This is a genomic window from Methylobacterium phyllosphaerae, from assembly GCF_001936175.1.
GTDB lineage: Bacteria > Pseudomonadota > Alphaproteobacteria > Rhizobiales > Beijerinckiaceae > Methylobacterium > Methylobacterium fujisawaense.
Genome location: NZ_CP015367.1, coordinates 2,595,469 through 2,611,905, shown reverse-complemented (window position 1 = coordinate 2,611,905; position 16,437 = coordinate 2,595,469). Strand labels below are relative to the sequence as shown.

The window sequence follows — 16,437 nt, the reverse complement described above, 5'->3', positions numbered from 1 at the left end:
TCGCGCAGGCGCCTTCAGAGGAAGCCGATCGAGAACCAGGGGACGAGGATGATGGCGAGGAGGCCGATCAGCAGGGCCACGATGTAGCCGACGATCGGGCGCATCCCGGCGTCGGGGTGGATCCGGCTGATCGCGCAGGCCGCGTAGTAGCCGACGCCGAAGGGCGGGGCGAACAGGCCGATGCCCATCGCGAGGATCACCACCATGGCGTAGTGGACCTCGTGGACGCCCACCGCCCGTGCGATCGGGAACAGCAGCGGCCCGAAGAGGACGATGGCCGGGATGCCCTCCAGCACCGAGCCCAGGATGATGAAGGCGACGGCCGAGACGAACAGGAAGCCGAGGGCTCCGCCGGGCAGACTTTTCATCACCTCGGCGAGCGTTTGCGAGAAGCCCGACTGCGTCAGCGCCCAGGCCATGCCGGTGGCCGCCCCGATGATCAGCAGGATCGCCCCCGACAGGGTCGCGGTGGTCACCAGCATCGGGTAGAGCCGCCGCCAGTCGAACTGGCGGTAGATCAGCAGGCCCGCGAGCGCCGCGTAGACGATGCCGATGGTCGAAACCTCCGTGGCGGTGGCGATGCCCTCGACCACGGCGAAGCGGATCACGAAGGGCAGCGCCAGGGCCGGGATCGCCACCAGGAAGGCGCGACCGATGATCCGCCCGGACGGCCGGGCGACGTGGCTCAGGTCCTCCCGGCGGTAGCGCCACCAGACCAGCGCGCACAAAGTCACGGCGAGGACGAGGCCCGGCAGGAGGCCGCCGGTGAACAGGGCGGTGATCGATACGCCGGTGACCGAGCCGATGGTGATCAGCACGATCGAGGGCGGGATCGTCTCGGTCTGTGCGCCCGTGGTGGCGAGAAGGGCCACGAGGTCACCCTCCTTGGCGCCGCGGGCCTTCATCTCCGGGAACAGCACGGGCGCCACCGCCGCCATGTCGGCGGCCTTCGAACCGGAGATGCCCGAGACGAGGTACATCGCACCGACCAGCACGTAGTGCAGGCCGCCGCGGACGTGGCCGAGCAGCGAGGCCAGGAACCCCACCATGGCGCGGGCCATGCCGGTCATCTCGATCAGGAGGCCGAGGAAGACGAAGAGCGGCACCGCGAGCAGGATCAGGTGGCTCATGCCCTCGTCCATGCGGCCGACCACCACCATGGAGGGCGCGTCGGTGGTGAGCGTGATGTAGGCGAAGGTCGAGAGGCCGAACGCGAAGGCGATCGGCACCCCCGAGAAGACCAGGGCGCCGACGCCGAGGACGAAGAACAGCAGCAGGTTGAGATTGCCGAGGTCCCTCAGCCAGGGTTGTAGCGCCAAGAGGCCGGCGGCGACTCCGCCGCCCAGCACGAGCGCCCCCGCGGTCAGCCGCCAATCGGCGGATTCCAGGAGGCGGATCACCGCGACCACGAGCATGAGGCCGAGGCCGATCGGCAGGGCGGCGGCGCGCCAAGCGTTGTTCAGCTCCAGCGCCGGCGTCTGGACGAAGGTCTCCTCGCTGGCGAACTCGAAGGCCGGTTCCAGCAGCAGGGCCACGAAGATCAGGCCGGCCACCAGCGCCACCGTCTCCAGGAAGGCGCGCAGGCGCGGGCCGCTCATCGCCACGAAGGCGGTCATGCGCATGTGCTCGGCGCGCCGGAAGGCGACCACGGCGCCCAGCATGGCGAGCCACAGGAACAGGATCGAGGCGAGTTCGTCCGACCAGACGAGGGGTTCGCGGAACACATAGCGGCTCACCACGCCGCCGAGCAGCACCGCGATCTCGGCCAGGACGAGCAGCGCCGCGGGGATCTCCACGAGATAGCCGAGCCCGGCATCGAGCCGACGCAGCCAGCTTCCGGCGCGCAGGGGCGGACCGGACAACTCTACCCCTGCCGTCGTCTCGACAGCCGCAATATCGATCTGCATGGCGCCCTCCCGTCGGAACCGCTCCCGATGCCGCTGCCGGCGGGAACGTCTCCGAGTGCGTCTTCGCGTGTTTCTTGTGGTGCGTCTCGGCGCGCCTTCGTTCTCCGATACCGTTACCCGATCCGGCGGAAAGCGCGTCAGGTCAGTTTGCCCGACACGTCCTCAAGATGCGACCACGCCACGTCGCCGTACTTGGTTTTCCAGTCCTTGTAGAAGCTCGTCCGCCCCAGGGCCGCGCGGAATTGCGCGCGGTCGACGTCGATGAAGGTGATGCCCTTCGCGGCCAGGCTCTCCCGGAGGGAGACGCTGAGCTTGGCGACGTCGGCCCGCTGGGCGTCGGCCGACCGGTCGAGTTCCCGCGAGACGATGGTGCGCAGATCCTCGGGCAGGCGCTGCCACGCCCGCTTGTTGCCGAGGATCCAGTAGCCGTCCCAGACATGGCCGGTCAGGCTGCAGGATTTCTGCACCTCGTACAGCCGGGTCGTGGCCGTGATGGCGAGCGGGTTCTCTTGGCCCTCGACCACCCTGGTCTGGAGCGAGGAGTACAGCTCGTTGAAGTTGATCGGCGCCGCGCCGGCGTCGAAGGCCTTGAACAGCGAGGTGAGCATCGGCGCGGGCGGGACGCGGATCTTGAAGCCCTTCAGATCCTCCGGCGTCCGGATCTCGCGGGTCGAGGAGGTGATCTGCCGGAATCCGTTATCCCAGACCTTCGACACGGTCAGGATCGGCGTCTTGGCGATCTCGGACCGGACATAGGTGCCGAGGCCTCCGTCCATCGCCGACCAGACGGCGTCGTAATCCTTGAACGCGAAGCCGGTGTTGGGCAGGCTCGCGGCGGGCACGAAGGTGGCGAGGATCGAGGTCGCGAGGTTGAAGAACTCGACGCTGCCGTTGCGGACCTGCGCCAGCAGGTCGGTGTCCGAGCCGAGCTGGTTGGCGGGGAACAGCTTGATCTCCAGGCGGCCGTTGGTGGCCTCGCGGATCCGGTCGAGGGCCTCCTGGGCCCGGATGTTGACCGGATGGGTCGGGTCCTGGCCGCTGGCGAGCTTGTAGGTGAACTCGGCAGCCTGCCCGCGCCGGGTGAGGATGCCGAAGGCCGGTAATGCGGCCGCGCCCACGAGCAGGCTGCGGCGACTGAGACGGGTGTCGCGCATGGTTTCACTCCCTGGGTGGTCCAGGCCGCCCGATCCCCGCCGTTGACCGTCGGTGGAGCGTGCGACCCGCATTGCTGTCCGGGGCGGCGGGTGCGGACCCGGCGCCGTCGTCGCGCGCCCTGCGCGGCGCGTCAGGCGCCGTCGCCGTTGAGCAGGCGGTAGGCGCGGATCACCTGGCTGTCGTCGGCGGCGCCGTCGCCGCGCCCGGAGGTCGAGACGAAGAGCTGATGGGCGAGCGCCGCGAGCGGCAGCGCCGCCCCGGCGCCGCGGCCGGCCTCCAGCACGATGCCGAGGTCCTTCACGAAGATGTCGACCGCGCTGGTGACCCGCGGTTCGTCCTCCAGCATCCGGGGGCCGCGGTCCCGCAGCATCCAGCTCGCGGCGGAGGAGCCCGTGAGGATCTCAAGGACCACGTCGCGGTCGACGCCGACGCGCCCGGCGAGGGCCAGCGCCTCGGCGGCGGCGGCGATATGCACGCCGCACAGGAGCTGATTGACGGCCTTGACGGTGGCGCCCTGTCCGGGCCGCTCGCCGACATGGAAGATCCGGTCGCCCAGGGCCTCCAGCACCGGCCTCAGCACGGCCAGCGTCTCCGCGGGCGCCGCCGCCATGATCGTGAGCGTGCCGGCTTTCGCACCGACGACGCCGCCCGAGACCGGCGCGTCGACGAAGCGGCGGCCGGTCGCCGTCACGCGCTCGGCGAGGTGCTCCACCGCTTTCGGCGGACAGGTGGCCATCAGGGCCACGATGCCGTCCGGTTCCATTGCGTCGAGGGCGCCCTGGGCGAACAGCACGTCCTCGGCCTGCGCGGCGTTCACCACCATGAGGAGGAGCGCGTCGCTGCCCTGGGCGACAGCGGCCGGCCTTTCGGCCGCAACTCCGCCGGCCGCCGCGAAGGCCGCGCGGCTCTCGGGCCGCAGATCGTAGCCGCGGACCGCGAAACCTGCCGCGACCAGGTTGGTCGCCATCGGCAGGCCCATGGCGCCGAGGCCGACGAGGGCGATGCGGGTCAGAGCCATGCGCGGATGCTCCGCGCCATCGCGGCGGCCGAGATGCCGTAGCGGTCGTGGAGCGTCGGCAAGGCGCCGGCATCGAGGAATTCGTCCGGCAGGCCGATCTGGCGGAAGCCGCGGCCCGGCATCACGCCGTTGCGCATCAGGAGACCGGCCACCGCCTCGCCGAGGCCGCCGATCACGCTGTGGTTCTCGGCCACCACCACGAGCCGGCCGCCGCGCCCGGCCTCGTGCAGGATCGTCGCCGTGTCGAGGGGCTTGATCGTCGGCACGTGGAGCACCGCAACGTCGACCCGGTCGTCGCGCAGGGCCTCGGCGACCTCCAGGGCGCGCATGGTCATCAGGCCCGACGCAATCACCAGGACGTCGCGGCCGTCGCGGATCGTCTTGGCCTTCCCCAACTCGAACCGGTAGCCGTACCCGTCGAGCACCAGGGGCACGTTCCCGCGCAGGAGCCGCAGGTAGACCGGCCCCTTATGGGCCGCCATGGCGGGGACGACCTGCTCGGTCTCGTGGGCGTCGCAGGGGTCGATGATCGTGAGGTTCGGCATCCCGCGGAAGATCGCGAGATCCTCCGTCGCCTGGTGGCTCGGGCCGTAGCCGGTGGTCAGGCCGGGCAGGGCGCAGGCGATCTTGACGTCGAGATTCTCCTCCGCGATCGCGAGGCAGATGAAGTCGTAGGCGCGCCGCGCCGCGAAGACCGCGTAGGTGGTGGCGAAGGGCGTGAACCCCTCACGAGCCAAGCCCGCGGCGGCGCTCATGAGGAGCTGCTCGGCCATCCCCATCTGGTAGAACCGCTCGGGATGGGCCTGCGCGAAGATGTGCAGGTCCGTGTATTTCGACAGGTCCGCCGAGAGGCCGACGATGTCGGGCCGGGTCTTGGCGAGCTCGACCAGGGCGTGGCCGAAGGGCGCGGCCTTCGTGCGCTGTCCGGGGGCGGCGAGCGAGGCGATCATCGCCGAGGTCTTGGCGCCGCCGCCGGTGCGGGGGGCGGGCTTCTCGTATTTGGAGCGTCTCACCGCACCCTCCCTTCGTCCAGGATCGCCAGGGCCCGCTGCCACTCGTCCGGCTCGACCCGCAGGAAGTGGTTGCGCTCGCGCGCCTCGAGGAACGGCACGCCCTTCGCCATGCGGGTGTCGCAGATGATGATCCGGGGCTGCGGGCCCGGATGGTGGCGCGCGGCGTCGAAGGCCCGGACCAGCGCGTCGATGTCGTTGCCGTCGACCCGCTGCACGAACCAGTTGAAGGCCTCGAACTTCGGCGCCAGCGGCTCGAAATCGAGCACCCCGTGCGAGGCGCCGTCCGCCTGCATGCCGTTCACGTCGACGAGGCCGATCAGGTTGTCGAGCTTGAACGAGCCGGCCGACATCGCCGCCTCCCAGGTCGAGCCCTCGTCGAGTTCGCCGTCGGAGAACAGGTTGTAGATGAAGCTGTTCGAGTTCTTCCGCTTCAGCCCCAGCGCCATGCCGACCGCGATGCCGAGCCCGTGGCCCAGCGACCCGCCGGTGATCTCCATGCCGGGCGTGTAGGCGGCCATGCCGGACATCGGCAGGCGGCTGTCGTCGCCGCCGTAGCTCGTCAGCTCGTCCTCGGGGAGGATCTCCGCCTCGATCAGGGCGGCGTAGAGGGCGATGGCGTAGTGGCCGATCGACAGCAGGAAGCGGTCGCGGCCTTCCCATTCGGGATCCTCGGGCCGGTAGGTCAGCGCGTAGAAGTAGCTCACCGCCAGCACGTCGGCGATGCCGAGCGCCTGGGCGATGTAGCCCTGGCCCTGGACCTCGCCCATGCGCAGGGCGTGGCGGCGGATGCGGTAGGCGCGCTCGCTCAGCGGCACGTTGGAGCCGGCGCGCGGCCGCTCGGTCGGGACGTCGATCGCCATGGCGACCTCCTCAGTGGATCAGCATGCCGCCGTTCACGTCGATCACCGCGCCGGTGATGTACGTGGACAGGTCGGAGGCGAGGAACAGGCAGGCATTGGCGACGTCGTCCGCCACGCCGAGGCGCCCCAGCGGGATGCCCTTGGCGATCTCGACCTTGAGCTCGGGCGTGAGCTTGCCGCCGGTGATGTCGGTCTTGATCAGGCCGGGGGTTACCGAGTTCACCCGCACGCCGTCCGGACCCAGCTCCCGAGCCATGGCCTTGGCGAGGCCCAGCACACCGCCCTTGGCGGCGCTGTAATGCGGGCCGCCGAAGATGCCGCCGCCCCGCTGGGCCGAGACCGACGACATGCACACGATCGCGCCGGAGCCCTGGCCGCGCATCGCCGGGATCACGGCCTGGCTCATGTAGAGCGTACCGCGCAGGTTCACGTCGGTGACCGCGTCGTAGTTCTCCGGCCCGATCTCCATGATCTTCAGGGGCTGGGTGATGCCGGCATTGTTGACCAGCACGTCGATGCGCCCGAGGCGGCCGATAATCTCCTCCGCTGCCGTCGAGCAGGCCGCCCGGTCGGTGACGTTGCAGGCGAGGCCGATATGGCCCGGGCCGATGTCGCGGGCGGCAGCCTCGGCCTGGCCCGCATCGAGGTCGAGAACGGCGACGCGGGCGCCGTGGCTTGCGAAGAGCCGCGCGGTGGCTTTGCCGATGCCGCGGGCGGAGGCCGCCCCAGTGATGATGCACACCCGGTCGTTCAACAGCATGGATCCCTCCCGGCGACCCGCGACAGCGCGGGATCGGACCTGTCGTCGTGACGGAAGGGGCGTCCGGCCGGCGGCTGCGATTCCAGGGACCGAGCCCTTGGATCGAGCGGCCTGCGGCGTCGTCTCCTCTCGCCTGTTTTGTTGCGACGAGAGTGCCGACGCGCTGCCTCCGCGACAAACGCGGAATTTGCACACGCAGGTGAATCCCAGTCACCTGTCGCCGCGTCAGGCGAGGTCGGGACTCAGCGTGATCCCGAGTTCCTCGGCCAGCCACCGCGCGAAGACCCGCAGCGGGGCGCGCCGGCGCACATCGGCGGGGCAGACGAAATGGTGACCGACGTAGCTGATGTCCTGAGACCGTCCGGCCAGCGGCGCGACGAGGCGGCCGGCCGCGACCTCGCGCTCGGCGAGGCGGGTGGATTCCAGGGCGACACCGAGCCCGTCGGCGGCGGCAGCCAGGGCCAGGAAGCTCCGATCGAAGCGGATTCCCGCGTTCGGCTGCGCGGCGAGCTGATTCCGCTCGAACCAGTGCGTCCAGCGCACCTGCTTGTTGTCGCTTTGGATCAGGGTCTGAGCCAGGAGGTCGGCCGGCTCGCGGATCCGGGCGGCCCGCGCGGGATCGCAGAGCGGCGTCACCGTCTCCGGGCCCAGCGGCATGCGCAGCAGACCTTCCCCGCGGGGCGGTCCGTAGACGATGTCGGCGTCGAATTCGTCGGTGATGAAGCGGGCGTAATCCATGCCGGCGGCGAGGCGGACCTCGAAGCCCGGATGGGCGCTGAGGAACCGGGCGAGGCGCGGGGCGAGCCACTGCGCGGCGAAGCTCGGCGCGCAGTGCAGCCTGAGCAGCTGCGGCCCGCGATTCGCCACGAGGTCGAAGCCGCGGTTGAGCTCCGCGAAGGCGCGCCCGACATGATCGCACAACGCCTCACCGGCCGGCGTCGGCACGATGCCCTGCCCGACGCGCTCGAACAGAACGACGCCCAGGGCTTCTTCCATCTTGCGGAGGGCGTGACTGACCGCGCTCGGGGACAGGTTCAATTCGCCGGCTGCGGCTTTGAACGAGCGTCGCCGGGCAGCGGCCTCAAAGATCCGGATCGCGGAGAGGGGGACGGGTGGCCTCATCCCGAGCAGAATGGGCTTTGGTCCCCGATCCTGGCAATGGTGCCGATCTCGCGGGCAGGCTGCGGCCCGGCGCGCGACCCCGCAGCGGCGCGACGATCAAGTCGACCGTCAGCGATGGATACGCACCGGCGCGACCGCCATCCCATCGGACCGTGCCCGGCCGCCGTGACGATCGGTATCCTCGTGAGCGCCGCGCCACGCGATGGAGATGCCCGCGAAAATGGCCGACGCACTGGCCGCGAGGGGCACGAGGATCAGCGCGGCCAGACCGCTGACCGGCGCGAGAATCGCCGCCGTCGCGAGTCCACCGGCAATCGCCGCCGCAATCAACACGATCATCGGAGCCTCGCCCGATCGACGTGGCCTGGATCATGTGCCGGGCCATGGCAGGATGATCCTGCCGTGAGGATTAAAAATTCGTTACCCGAAGAACTCCGCGATTCGCTGATCTTCCCGACGATCTTGCCCGTCGCGCGCCGATCGTTTCGTCTGAAGACGTCGTGCAGCATGGCCAGCGATGGGCGTCCGAGCCTCCCGGATGAACGGCCGCACGGAGATGTCCGATCGGTCAACGTCCGCACGCGATGCGCGCGTTCGAGGCCATCGACGACATTGCAGCGGGGAGGCCCGGATCAGGCGCCGATTTCGCTTGGAATAGATTTCGCCGATTGCGGAGGGCGCCCGGGCCGACAGAATCCGTGCAGAGGCGGGGGCGGCGAAGGGCTGTGGCTGCGGCCTCAATGACCCTGCGCGATCCAGCCGAGCACTGTGGCGCAGCGCTCGGCCTGCCAGCGGGTCAGACCAGAGGCCACGACCGCGCCATTCCGATAGACCACGAAGGTCCCGTCATCGGTTGCACGGATCTTGATGGACGCCATCAGTGAGCTCCCGACGTCAGCATCTGAAGCTGGACCAGTCCGGCCGGGGTGATCTGCCAGACGGCGACCGTACCCTCCGAGTCTTCGCAATGGTCGACCCGTCGGAGATGACCGGTGCTTTCGAGCGCGAGGAGCCGGCTGTGGTCGCCGGGCCAGGACGCGTTCGCCTGTCTGCAGACCGCAATCCGGTGTCCCAGAGTCTCGGCTGCTCGGATGAGAAGGCGGCGCTCGTGATTCACCAGCATCGGCGCTCCGGCTCGGATCGATCCGTATGAACTGCGTAGAGGCTGGCGCATATGGTCAAGCTTGGCAAGCCTGCGGGCGTATCACGCTTTGGATCACGGCGATCGGTCCGTCGGCTTCGATGCTGTGCGAGCGCCGGGTTCAGGGTGCCGTGCACGGGCCGACGGAGACCTTCGCCACCTGGAGCGGATGGCGATGGCAGGTGCAACCGGGACCGTGCGGGATCGCGTGATCGCGATGTGGATTGCGGCCGAAGCCGCGGACATGCCGGGTCCGGGCTCGATGGGCGGTTGGCCGTTGCGAGAGCGGACGGAGCGGATCCGCATCTCGTCCGTCCGGTCAATCCACCCGATCGCGCCCAAACGAAAACGGCCGGCCAGGAACCCTGGCCGGCCGTCGTTTTGAACCGCGTGCCGCTTAGCGCAGGAGCTGGAGGACGCCCTGCTGCGCGGAGTTGGCCAGGGACAGGGCGGAGATGCCCATCGACTGCCGGGTCGACAGCGCCTGGGAATTGGCCGCTTCCTGGTTGAGATCGGCGTTGGTCAGGTTGGCCGAGCCGGTCTGCAGCACGTTGATCAGCTGCTTGGAGAAGTCCTGGCGGTTCTGCACGACCGACAGGTTCGAGCCGAGCGCGCTCGCCGCGGAGCTCAGCGCGTTGCCGGCGCTCGTGAGGGTCGACAGGGTCTTGTTGACGTCCGAGTTCAACAGGAAGTTGCCGAGGCCGTTCTGGCTGGCCGTGCTGTTCGAGTTGGTGATCGACGACAGGCCCAGGCCGCTGGCCGTGGCATCCACCGAGGCGACGTTCAGGGTCGAGCTGCCGGTGTCGTTGAACTTGATGTTCATGTCATTGCCCTTGCCGGCAATGAGGTTGACGCCGTTGTAGCTGGCATCGCCGGCGAGCTGCGTGATCTGGTTGAGCAGGTTGTTGTACTGGCTCGCCAGAGAGGCGCGCTGCGACACGCCGGAGACCGAGAGGTCGCTGGAGACGACGGTGGTGGCGGCGGTGCCGTAGGTCGAGGCGGTGGTGCTCGACGCGGTGAAGCCGAGCGCCGTCTGGCTGCCGGAGTTCTGAAACTCCACGTCGGCCTGGGCGTTCAGGACGATCTTCGTGCCGGTGCTGTCGATCGAGAAGATCGCGCCTGCGCCGAACGAGCCGCTGGACGAGGTCGACGCCGAGCTGACCGCCGAGTTCAGGGCCGCGACGGTGGCGCTGATGCTCGACGAGGCGGCGACGTTGGCCGACACGGAGGTGCCGTTGATGGTCAGGAGCACCGTCTGGGAGGCGGTGCTGGCGCTGTAGGCGTTGGCGGCGGTTCCGGTGGTGGAGAGCTGGGTCGAGAGGGCCTGGTTGGCGATGGACTTGGCCTGATCGACCAGCTTCTGGATCGAGGTGATGCCCTGGTTGGCGGCCTGGATCGACTGGACGCCGTTGGAGATGCCGTCGAGCAGGGTGTTCAGGCTCGAGGACCGGGCGTCGAGGGACTGGGAGGTGAAGAAGTTGGTCGGGTTGTCGAGGGCGGAGTTGACCGTCTTGCCGGTGGCGAGGCGGTTCTGCGTGGTCGCCATCAGCTGGGCGGTATCCTGCAGGGAGAGCAGGTTCTGACGCGTGGCGGCCGACAGGGTGATGGAGGACATGGGTCGTATCTTTCTGATTTGATGCGCCCGTTTCTCGGGCACGCCAGTAATCGCGCTCCAGATGTTTCGTGGGGGTTAATCCGATTGTCGACACTCAAGTCGACCGAAGTGATCCTTAATGAATCGCCATCGAAATCCATTAAGTATTGATGGAAGACGGCGCCGTTCAAGATCCATTAACCATCCGCGGCCATAACCGACGGCGCTCGCCAATTCTGTGGTGCCTGCCCGGCCGGTCTCGATCCGGCGTGGCAGGCGAAGGGAAATGGGGCACACCCTAGTACGGAGCTCAACTGTGATCGCTCAAGCGTCCGGTGATGTTGGCGACCCGGCCCCCTCCGCGCCGACGAAATTTCCCCATGTGGCGATCGCGATCCCCTGCGGGACCATGGTCCACGCGGATTTCGCCGTCAGCCTCGGATCCATGATGCATTCCCTCGGCGAGATGCCGATGTCGATCGTGGTCGGGAAATCATCGATCGTCGCCGACGCGCGAAACCTGGGCCTGGAATACGCGCAGAAACACAATGCGGAATACGTCCTGTTCATCGACAGCGACATGACCTTCCCGAAGGACGCCCTGCTCAAACTGCTGGTGCGGCAGGTCGACATCATCGGCGCGACCTATTCCCGGCGCACGGCGCCCTTCCATTTCCTCGGCGAAATCCTGCCGGAGCAGCCGGCCGACGCCCCCAAGGGCCTGCTGGAGATGGCTCGGATCCCCACCGGCTTCCTGCTGATCAAATCGACCGTCTTCGAAAGCCTCAAGCGGCCGTATTTCCGGTTCCGCGTCGATGAGGAGGCCGGGGTGAACATCGGCGAGGACTTCGACTTCAGCGACCGGGTCCGTGCAGCCGGCTACCGGATCTGGTGCGATCCGTATCTGAGCAAGGAGCTCGGACATATCGGCGAACAGTCCTTCAAGCTCTGAGTGACGGCCGGCAATTCGATCGGCCGCGACGCAACTGCGCGCCGCGCTTCCGCGAGCTGCGCTCCAAACGATGAGGCGTGGGAATGCGGATTGCGATCATCACGCCGTCCCGGATGAAACCTTCGACTCTGGCCGGTAAATCCGGCCAGTACTTCCTGGAACACGCGGTGGAGAGCGCGAACAGCCAGGAACTCGACAGGCCGGCGACGATCCATTTCTTCGTCGGGACCGACCCCGAGACCGAGATCCCGGCGCGGCTCGCCGCGCATCCGCAGATCACCTTCGTGCGCGGCGAGCGCAAGGGGCAGATCCCCGCCCTGAACGCGGCTATCCGGGCCGTCGATGAAAGCTGGGACTTCGTCGGCTTCCTGGAGGACGACGACCATTGGCTGCCGCCCTATCTCGGTTTCGCGCTCCGGACCCTGGACAGCTTCGATTTCGTCTCCTCGACCCAGGTCGAGACGGACGAGGCCGGCGAGGTCGTCCGGATCAACGACTTCCCGACGCCGTCGGGCTGGCTGATGCGTCGGTCCACTTTCGCGCAGGTCGGCGCGATCAACCCCGCCTCGAAATGGCATTACGACAACGAGTGGCTCGGCCGCCTCGCCGAGACCGGCCTGCGCCGCGCCCACCTCGTCGAGGCGACGGCGCCCGGCACTTTCGAGAACGCCGTTCAGGTCCGCCCGTGGCTCGCCAACGTGCTTCGGTTCGGCGGCCCCAACACGCACCTCGTGCGCCACGGCTTCATCCTGCCGCTGGTGTGCCGCCTGGTGCATCCCGGCTCCGGAACCTCGGATGTCGGCCAGGGCGGGACGTCGAGAGTCGAGAGCGACGCCGAGTATCAGCGGCTGATCGACCGCTTCGGCCGCATCCCCTGGTGACAGGGCGGCCCTGTCCGCCGTTCGAACTCCCGCAAGGCCTGGATCGGGGCCCGCCCGCTTCGGAAAGGGCGTGAATGCCCGACCGTGCGCGTCCTAGGCGGGGCGCGTCTGAGCGCGCCCGCGGACGGCCTGCTGGAATGCGGAGAACACCCTGCGCATCTGCGGCAGCTTGTAGGGAAACAGGTCCACGGGATCCATGTCGTGGACGACCATCCCGGTATCCGCCTCGAAGATCAGCAGCCGGCCGTCCGTGCTCTCCGCGCAATCGAGGATCAGGTAATCGAGCCCGATCCTTCGGTGGATCTCGGCGAACGCGGCGCGATGGCGCTGCGCGAACGCGGCGTCGAACGTGGCCATGGCGGTGGCCTCCGCCGTCCGCTTCTCGGCATCCTCGAGCATTCCGGCGTTGAGGTAATGAATCATCCAGTGGTCGCGGATGGCCAGGTGACACAGGAACGGGACACCGTCGATCAGAACGACCCGGAGCTTTCGGAATAGTCCATCGGGGCCACGATAGTCGCAGAACTGCGTGACGTAGAATCGCTCCGCGGTTGCGTGATCGAGGTAGCGCGTCAGATCCTCGGCCCGATCGACCTTCTGGAGGTCGTTGCCGGCATGGGTATCCAGGGGGCGCACCAGCACCGGATAGTCCAGGCCCTCGGGAAGGCGGGACGCTGAGGCGCTCAGCGCCGCCCGGTCCAGGAGGGCGACGGCAGGCGCCAGGATCCCCTCGGCGCCGCGGAGCGCATCCGCGATCCCGTGCCGGGACGTCTTCAGAACCGCGCGCGGGTGATTGACGATCGGCCGCGACCACCCTTCGGCGGCGGCCGCGACGGCTTCCAAAAGCGGCTCGGCGCCACTCGAATACGCGATGCCCGTGATCAGCACATCGTGCTCCGGCAGGTCGCGCGGCATGTCTTCGCCGGGGCAGAGGAAGAGATAGGTGAGGCTGAAATCGTCGTCGTTCAGCAGGAAATCGATCGGCGTGTTGGCCATGAGATCGCCGGCCGTGACGAGGATGAGCACGCGGACCCGCGCCTGATCCGGGTTCGAACGCAGCGAGAAGAGCCGTTGGCCCTGAAGGATGTCGGTCTGGAGCTGCAGTGCCTCGTCGGTGCGGTGCATCAGCAACAGGATCGTCGCCAGATCCATCGCCGCCCCGGCGTCGATGACGCCATCGGGCGATCGGGCGAGGATCTCCTGGGCCAGCGCGGCCATGTCCGAAGCTTCGAAGGCGGCTCTGATGAGGCGTGCCGGGCCGATCATCGGGCTCGGATTGTCGATCCCCGCAGCACGCGCTTGCATCACAGCCTCCGAAAAGGGGAGCCGCCGCTGCGATGCGGCCGCCGGTATCCGGCCACAGGGATCGCACAGGGCGGCACGATCCCCGATCTGTGGCCGGAGGGAGGTTTACGAAGCGCTAACCATAACGGGGCGCATGCGGGACGTCAGCCGAGGCGCTTCCCGTTCCGCGCCGGCGGATGCCGCGTGTCTCGCGATGGTCAGCTGCGCCGCGCCGATGCGGCGGCGCGACGGAGCGCTTCCGCCAGCGGTCCGGTCGGCGCGGATTCCGCGGTGGCGTTCGGCCGGGTTCGTGGCGCGTCGATCTTCGATTCGCCCCCGCGTCGGGCGGGCTGAGCCGGGTCGATCGGATCGTCGAGCCGCATCGACAATGCGATGCGCTTGCGCGGTACATCGACCCCGAGGACCAGCACCCGGACGACCTCGCCGATCCGGACGATCTCCGTCGGCGACGCGATCCGGCGCCGCGCCATCGCCGAGATGTGGACGAGCCCGTCCTGATGAACGCCGATATCGACGAAGGCACCGAACGCGGCCACGTTGGTCACGACGCCCTCCAGCTGCATGCCGGGCTTGAGATCCCCGATCGTCTCGACACCCTCCTGGAAGCGCGCCGTCTTGAAGGCCGGCCGCGGATCGCGCCCCGGCTTCTCGAGCTCGGCGATGATGTCGCGGACCGTCGGCAGGCCGAAACGCGCGTCGACGAACGGCTCCGGCGCCAGGCGGCCGAGGAGGGCGGCATTGCCGAGCAGGACGTGGATGTCGCTCTTCGTCGCCTGGAGGATGCGGCGGACCACCGGATAGGCTTCCGGGTGGACGCCCGACCCGTCGAGCGGGTCGTCGCCGCCCTGGATGCGAAGAAAGCCGGCGGCGAGCTCGAAGGTCTTCGGGCCGAGCCCCGGGACCTTCTTGAGCGCCGTGCGCGTTCGGAACGGGCCCTGGGCGTCGCGATGGGCGACGATCCGCGCCGCCATCGCGCCGCCGAGGCCGGAAACCTGCGCCAGCAGGGCCGGGGAGGCTGTGTTGACGTCCACCCCGACGGCGTTGACCGCATCCTCCACCACCGCGGAGAGCGAGCGCGACAGCTTCGCCTCGCTCACGTCGTGCTGGTACTGCCCGACGCCGATGGACTTCGGATCGATCTTGACCAGTTCGGCCAGGGGATCCTGAAGGCGCCGGGCGATCGACGCGGCGCCGCGATGGGACACGTCGAGATCGGGCAATTCCCGCGCGGCGATCTCCGAGGCCGAATAGACCGAGGCGCCGGCCTCGGAGACCATGACTTTCGCGAGCGGAAGATCCGGGTTCGACGCGATGATCTCCGCGGCGAGGCGTTCGGTTTCGCGGGAGGCCGTGCCGTTGCCGATGGCCAGAAGCTCCACGTTATGGAGGCGGCACAGGCGCCCCAACGCCGCCACCGCCTCGCGCCAGCGGCGCTGGGGCTCGTGCGGATAGGTGGTCTCCACCGCGACGACGCGGCCGGTGCGATCCGCCACCGCCACCTTCACGCCGTTCCGATAGCCGGGATCGAGCCCCATCGTGGTGCGGCCGCCCGCCGGAGCGGCCAGGAGCAGGTCCTTCAGGTTTCCCGCGAAGACCGTCACGGCCTCATCCTCGGCCCGCTCGAACAGGCGGTTGCGCAGATCCTGCTTGATGCCCACCCGGATCTTCGTCCGCCAAGCCGCGCGGACGGTTTCAACGAGCCAGGAATCGCCTGCGCGGCCCCGCAGGGCGATGTCGAAGCGGCGGCAGATCGCGGTTTCGAACGGTCCGGGAATCCCGGGCGCGGAATCCTCACCCTCCGCGGTGAAGCCGACCTCGAGAATCTCCTCCCGTTCGCCGCGGAAGATCGCCAGGATGCGGTGTGAGGGCATCCGCTCCAGCCGCTCGCTCCAGGCGAAGTAATCCGAGAATTTCGCGCCCTCGTTCGCCTTGCCCTTCCGGACCTGGGAGACGAGCTGGCCGCCCCGCCAGTAATCCGTGCGCAGGCGCCCGACGAGGTCGGCGTCCTCGGCGAAGCGCTCGATCAAGATCGCACGGGCACCGTCCAGCGCGGCGTCGACATCGGTGATGCCATGGGCGTCCGACAGGTAGCGCGCCGCCACCGTCTCGGGCGCGTTATCGGGCCGGCGCAGGAGAAGCTCGGCCAACGGTTCAAGGCCGGCCTCCCGGGCGGCGTGGGCCTTCGAGCGCCGCTTGGGTCGGAACGGCAGATACAGGTCTTCCAGGCGTGCCTTCGTATCGGCGGCCTCGAGGGCTGCTGCGAGAGGCGGAGACATCTTGCCCTGCGCGGTGATGCTCGCGACGATCGTGGCGCGCCGCTCGTTGAGATCGCGCAGATACGAGAGCCGTTCTTCGAGCCGGCGCAACTGCGTGTCGTCGAGGCCGCCCGTATTCTCTTTCCGATAGCGCGCGATAAACGGCACGGTCGCCCCGCCATCGAGGAGCGCGACGGCGGCGGCAACCTGCGCCTCCCCGACACCGAGTTCATCGGCGATCAGCGCGTTGACGGCTTTCATGGAAACTCCGGCGGGGTGCGCAGCAGGGATGCGCCGTCTGCCTGAAACGCCAAGCCGTCGGAAACAAGGCGTCCGTCAGGCCCGTTCGCATGCCGCCGCTTCTGCAGCCGGATCCCGCACGCGCTTCGGCATGGTTTCCAGCCAGCGACGCACCGAACCCGGTGGAAGACTTCCCTGAACCGGACGGGCGGCTCGAAAGCCGTGACGATCATC

The 16,437-nt window shown here is 68.7% G+C and carries 14 protein-coding genes; 2 read left to right on the top strand and 12 right to left on the bottom strand.

Annotated features, from left to right (window positions below):
• Nucleotides 1–14: 14 nt before the first annotated feature.
• From MCBMB27_RS11725 to MCBMB27_RS11680, 10 genes are all read right to left on the bottom strand, one after another.
• A complete protein-coding gene (locus tag MCBMB27_RS11725; protein WP_043353068.1) occupies nucleotides 15–1,907 on the bottom strand; it encodes a TRAP transporter large permease in 1,893 nt (630 codons plus the stop codon).
• Between the two features lie 137 nt (nucleotides 1,908–2,044).
• Entirely contained in the window at nucleotides 2,045–3,061 is a 1,017-nt protein-coding gene (locus MCBMB27_RS11720; RefSeq protein WP_053610833.1) for a TRAP transporter substrate-binding protein, read from the bottom strand.
• Between the two features lie 131 nt (nucleotides 3,062–3,192).
• Nucleotides 3,193–4,080, bottom strand: a complete 888-nt coding sequence (locus MCBMB27_RS11715; RefSeq protein ID WP_075380477.1) for an NAD(P)-dependent oxidoreductase — start codon at nucleotides 4,078–4,080, stop codon at nucleotides 3,193–3,195.
• Nucleotides 4,071–5,093: a transketolase family protein gene (locus MCBMB27_RS11710; RefSeq protein ID WP_075380476.1), complete on the bottom strand. Its 1,023-nt coding sequence runs from the start codon at nucleotides 5,091–5,093 to the stop codon at nucleotides 4,071–4,073. Before MCBMB27_RS11710 ends, MCBMB27_RS11715 begins: the two co-directional genes overlap by 10 nt.
• A complete protein-coding gene (locus MCBMB27_RS11705; RefSeq protein ID WP_051976264.1) occupies nucleotides 5,090–5,953 on the bottom strand; it encodes a transketolase in 864 nt (287 codons plus the stop codon). The genes MCBMB27_RS11710 and MCBMB27_RS11705 overlap by 4 nt, the downstream gene beginning before the upstream one ends.
• A 10-nt stretch (nucleotides 5,954–5,963) precedes the next feature.
• Nucleotides 5,964–6,713, bottom strand: a complete 750-nt coding sequence (locus tag MCBMB27_RS11700) for an SDR family NAD(P)-dependent oxidoreductase (protein ID WP_075380475.1) — start codon at nucleotides 6,711–6,713, stop codon at nucleotides 5,964–5,966.
• Between the two features lie 225 nt (nucleotides 6,714–6,938).
• Nucleotides 6,939–7,835 (bottom strand): LysR substrate-binding domain-containing protein, encoded by an 897-nt coding sequence (locus MCBMB27_RS11695; RefSeq protein WP_043353059.1) that lies wholly within the window; start codon nucleotides 7,833–7,835, stop codon nucleotides 6,939–6,941.
• Between the two features lie 108 nt (nucleotides 7,836–7,943).
• A complete protein-coding gene (locus tag MCBMB27_RS11690; RefSeq protein ID WP_043353056.1) occupies nucleotides 7,944–8,174 on the bottom strand; it encodes a hypothetical protein in 231 nt (76 codons plus the stop codon).
• Between the two features lie 398 nt (nucleotides 8,175–8,572).
• Nucleotides 8,573–8,713, bottom strand: a complete 141-nt coding sequence (locus MCBMB27_RS30215; protein WP_164706378.1) for a hypothetical protein — start codon at nucleotides 8,711–8,713, stop codon at nucleotides 8,573–8,575.
• A 660-nt stretch (nucleotides 8,714–9,373) separates the two neighbouring features.
• Nucleotides 9,374–10,591 (bottom strand): flagellin N-terminal helical domain-containing protein, encoded by a 1,218-nt coding sequence (locus tag MCBMB27_RS11680; RefSeq protein ID WP_043353054.1) that lies wholly within the window; start codon nucleotides 10,589–10,591, stop codon nucleotides 9,374–9,376.
• 220 nt (nucleotides 10,592–10,811) lie between these two features.
• Here MCBMB27_RS11680 and MCBMB27_RS11675 point away from each other — a divergent pair, with 220 nt between their 5' ends.
• The gene (locus MCBMB27_RS11675; RefSeq protein WP_236952954.1) at nucleotides 10,812–11,522 is read left to right on the top strand and encodes a glycosyltransferase family 2 protein; all 711 of its coding nucleotides are present in this window, start codon (nucleotides 10,812–10,814) and stop codon (nucleotides 11,520–11,522) included.
• Between the two features lie 113 nt (nucleotides 11,523–11,635).
• The gene (locus tag MCBMB27_RS11670; protein ID WP_236952953.1) at nucleotides 11,636–12,403 is read left to right on the top strand and encodes a glycosyltransferase family A protein; all 768 of its coding nucleotides are present in this window, start codon (nucleotides 11,636–11,638) and stop codon (nucleotides 12,401–12,403) included.
• A 93-nt stretch (nucleotides 12,404–12,496) separates the two neighbouring features.
• Here the strand turns inward: MCBMB27_RS11670 and MCBMB27_RS11665 are convergent, their stop codons facing one another.
• The gene (locus tag MCBMB27_RS11665; RefSeq protein ID WP_075380473.1) at nucleotides 12,497–13,708 is read right to left on the bottom strand and encodes an ATP-grasp domain-containing protein; all 1,212 of its coding nucleotides are present in this window, start codon (nucleotides 13,706–13,708) and stop codon (nucleotides 12,497–12,499) included.
• 197 nt (nucleotides 13,709–13,905) lie between these two features.
• The gene (locus MCBMB27_RS11660) at nucleotides 13,906–16,224 is read right to left on the bottom strand and encodes a Tex family protein (RefSeq protein ID WP_075380472.1); all 2,319 of its coding nucleotides are present in this window, start codon (nucleotides 16,222–16,224) and stop codon (nucleotides 13,906–13,908) included.
• Between the last annotated feature and the right edge of the window lie 213 nt (nucleotides 16,225–16,437).

Bases quoted from the DNA above. Each gene is read 5' to 3' on its own strand.
- MCBMB27_RS11725 (WP_043353068.1), bottom strand. From the start codon at position 1,907: ATGCAGATCGATATTGCGGCTGTCGAGACGACGGCAGGGGTAGAGTTG.
- MCBMB27_RS11720 (WP_053610833.1), bottom strand. From the start codon at position 3,061: ATGCGCGACACCCGTCTCAGTCGCCGCAGCCTGCTCGTGGGCGCGGCC.
- MCBMB27_RS11715 (WP_075380477.1), bottom strand. From the start codon at position 4,080: ATGGCTCTGACCCGCATCGCCCTCGTCGGCCTCGGCGCCATGGGCCTG.
- MCBMB27_RS11705 (WP_051976264.1), bottom strand. From the start codon at position 5,953: ATGGCGATCGACGTCCCGACCGAGCGGCCGCGCGCCGGCTCCAACGTG.
- MCBMB27_RS11700 (WP_075380475.1), bottom strand. From the start codon at position 6,713: ATGCTGTTGAACGACCGGGTGTGCATCATCACTGGGGCGGCCTCCGCC.
- MCBMB27_RS11695 (WP_043353059.1), bottom strand. From the start codon at position 7,835: ATGAGGCCACCCGTCCCCCTCTCCGCGATCCGGATCTTTGAGGCCGCT.
- MCBMB27_RS11690 (WP_043353056.1), bottom strand. From the start codon at position 8,174: ATGATCGTGTTGATTGCGGCGGCGATTGCCGGTGGACTCGCGACGGCG.
- MCBMB27_RS30215 (WP_164706378.1), bottom strand. From the start codon at position 8,713: ATGGCGTCCATCAAGATCCGTGCAACCGATGACGGGACCTTCGTGGTC.
- MCBMB27_RS11680 (WP_043353054.1), bottom strand. From the start codon at position 10,591: ATGTCCTCCATCACCCTGTCGGCCGCCACGCGTCAGAACCTGCTCTCC.
- MCBMB27_RS11670 (WP_236952953.1), top strand. From the start codon at position 11,636: ATGAAACCTTCGACTCTGGCCGGTAAATCCGGCCAGTACTTCCTGGAA.
- MCBMB27_RS11665 (WP_075380473.1), bottom strand. From the start codon at position 13,708: ATGCAAGCGCGTGCTGCGGGGATCGACAATCCGAGCCCGATGATCGGC.
- MCBMB27_RS11660 (WP_075380472.1), bottom strand. From the start codon at position 16,224: ATGAAAGCCGTCAACGCGCTGATCGCCGATGAACTCGGTGTCGGGGAG.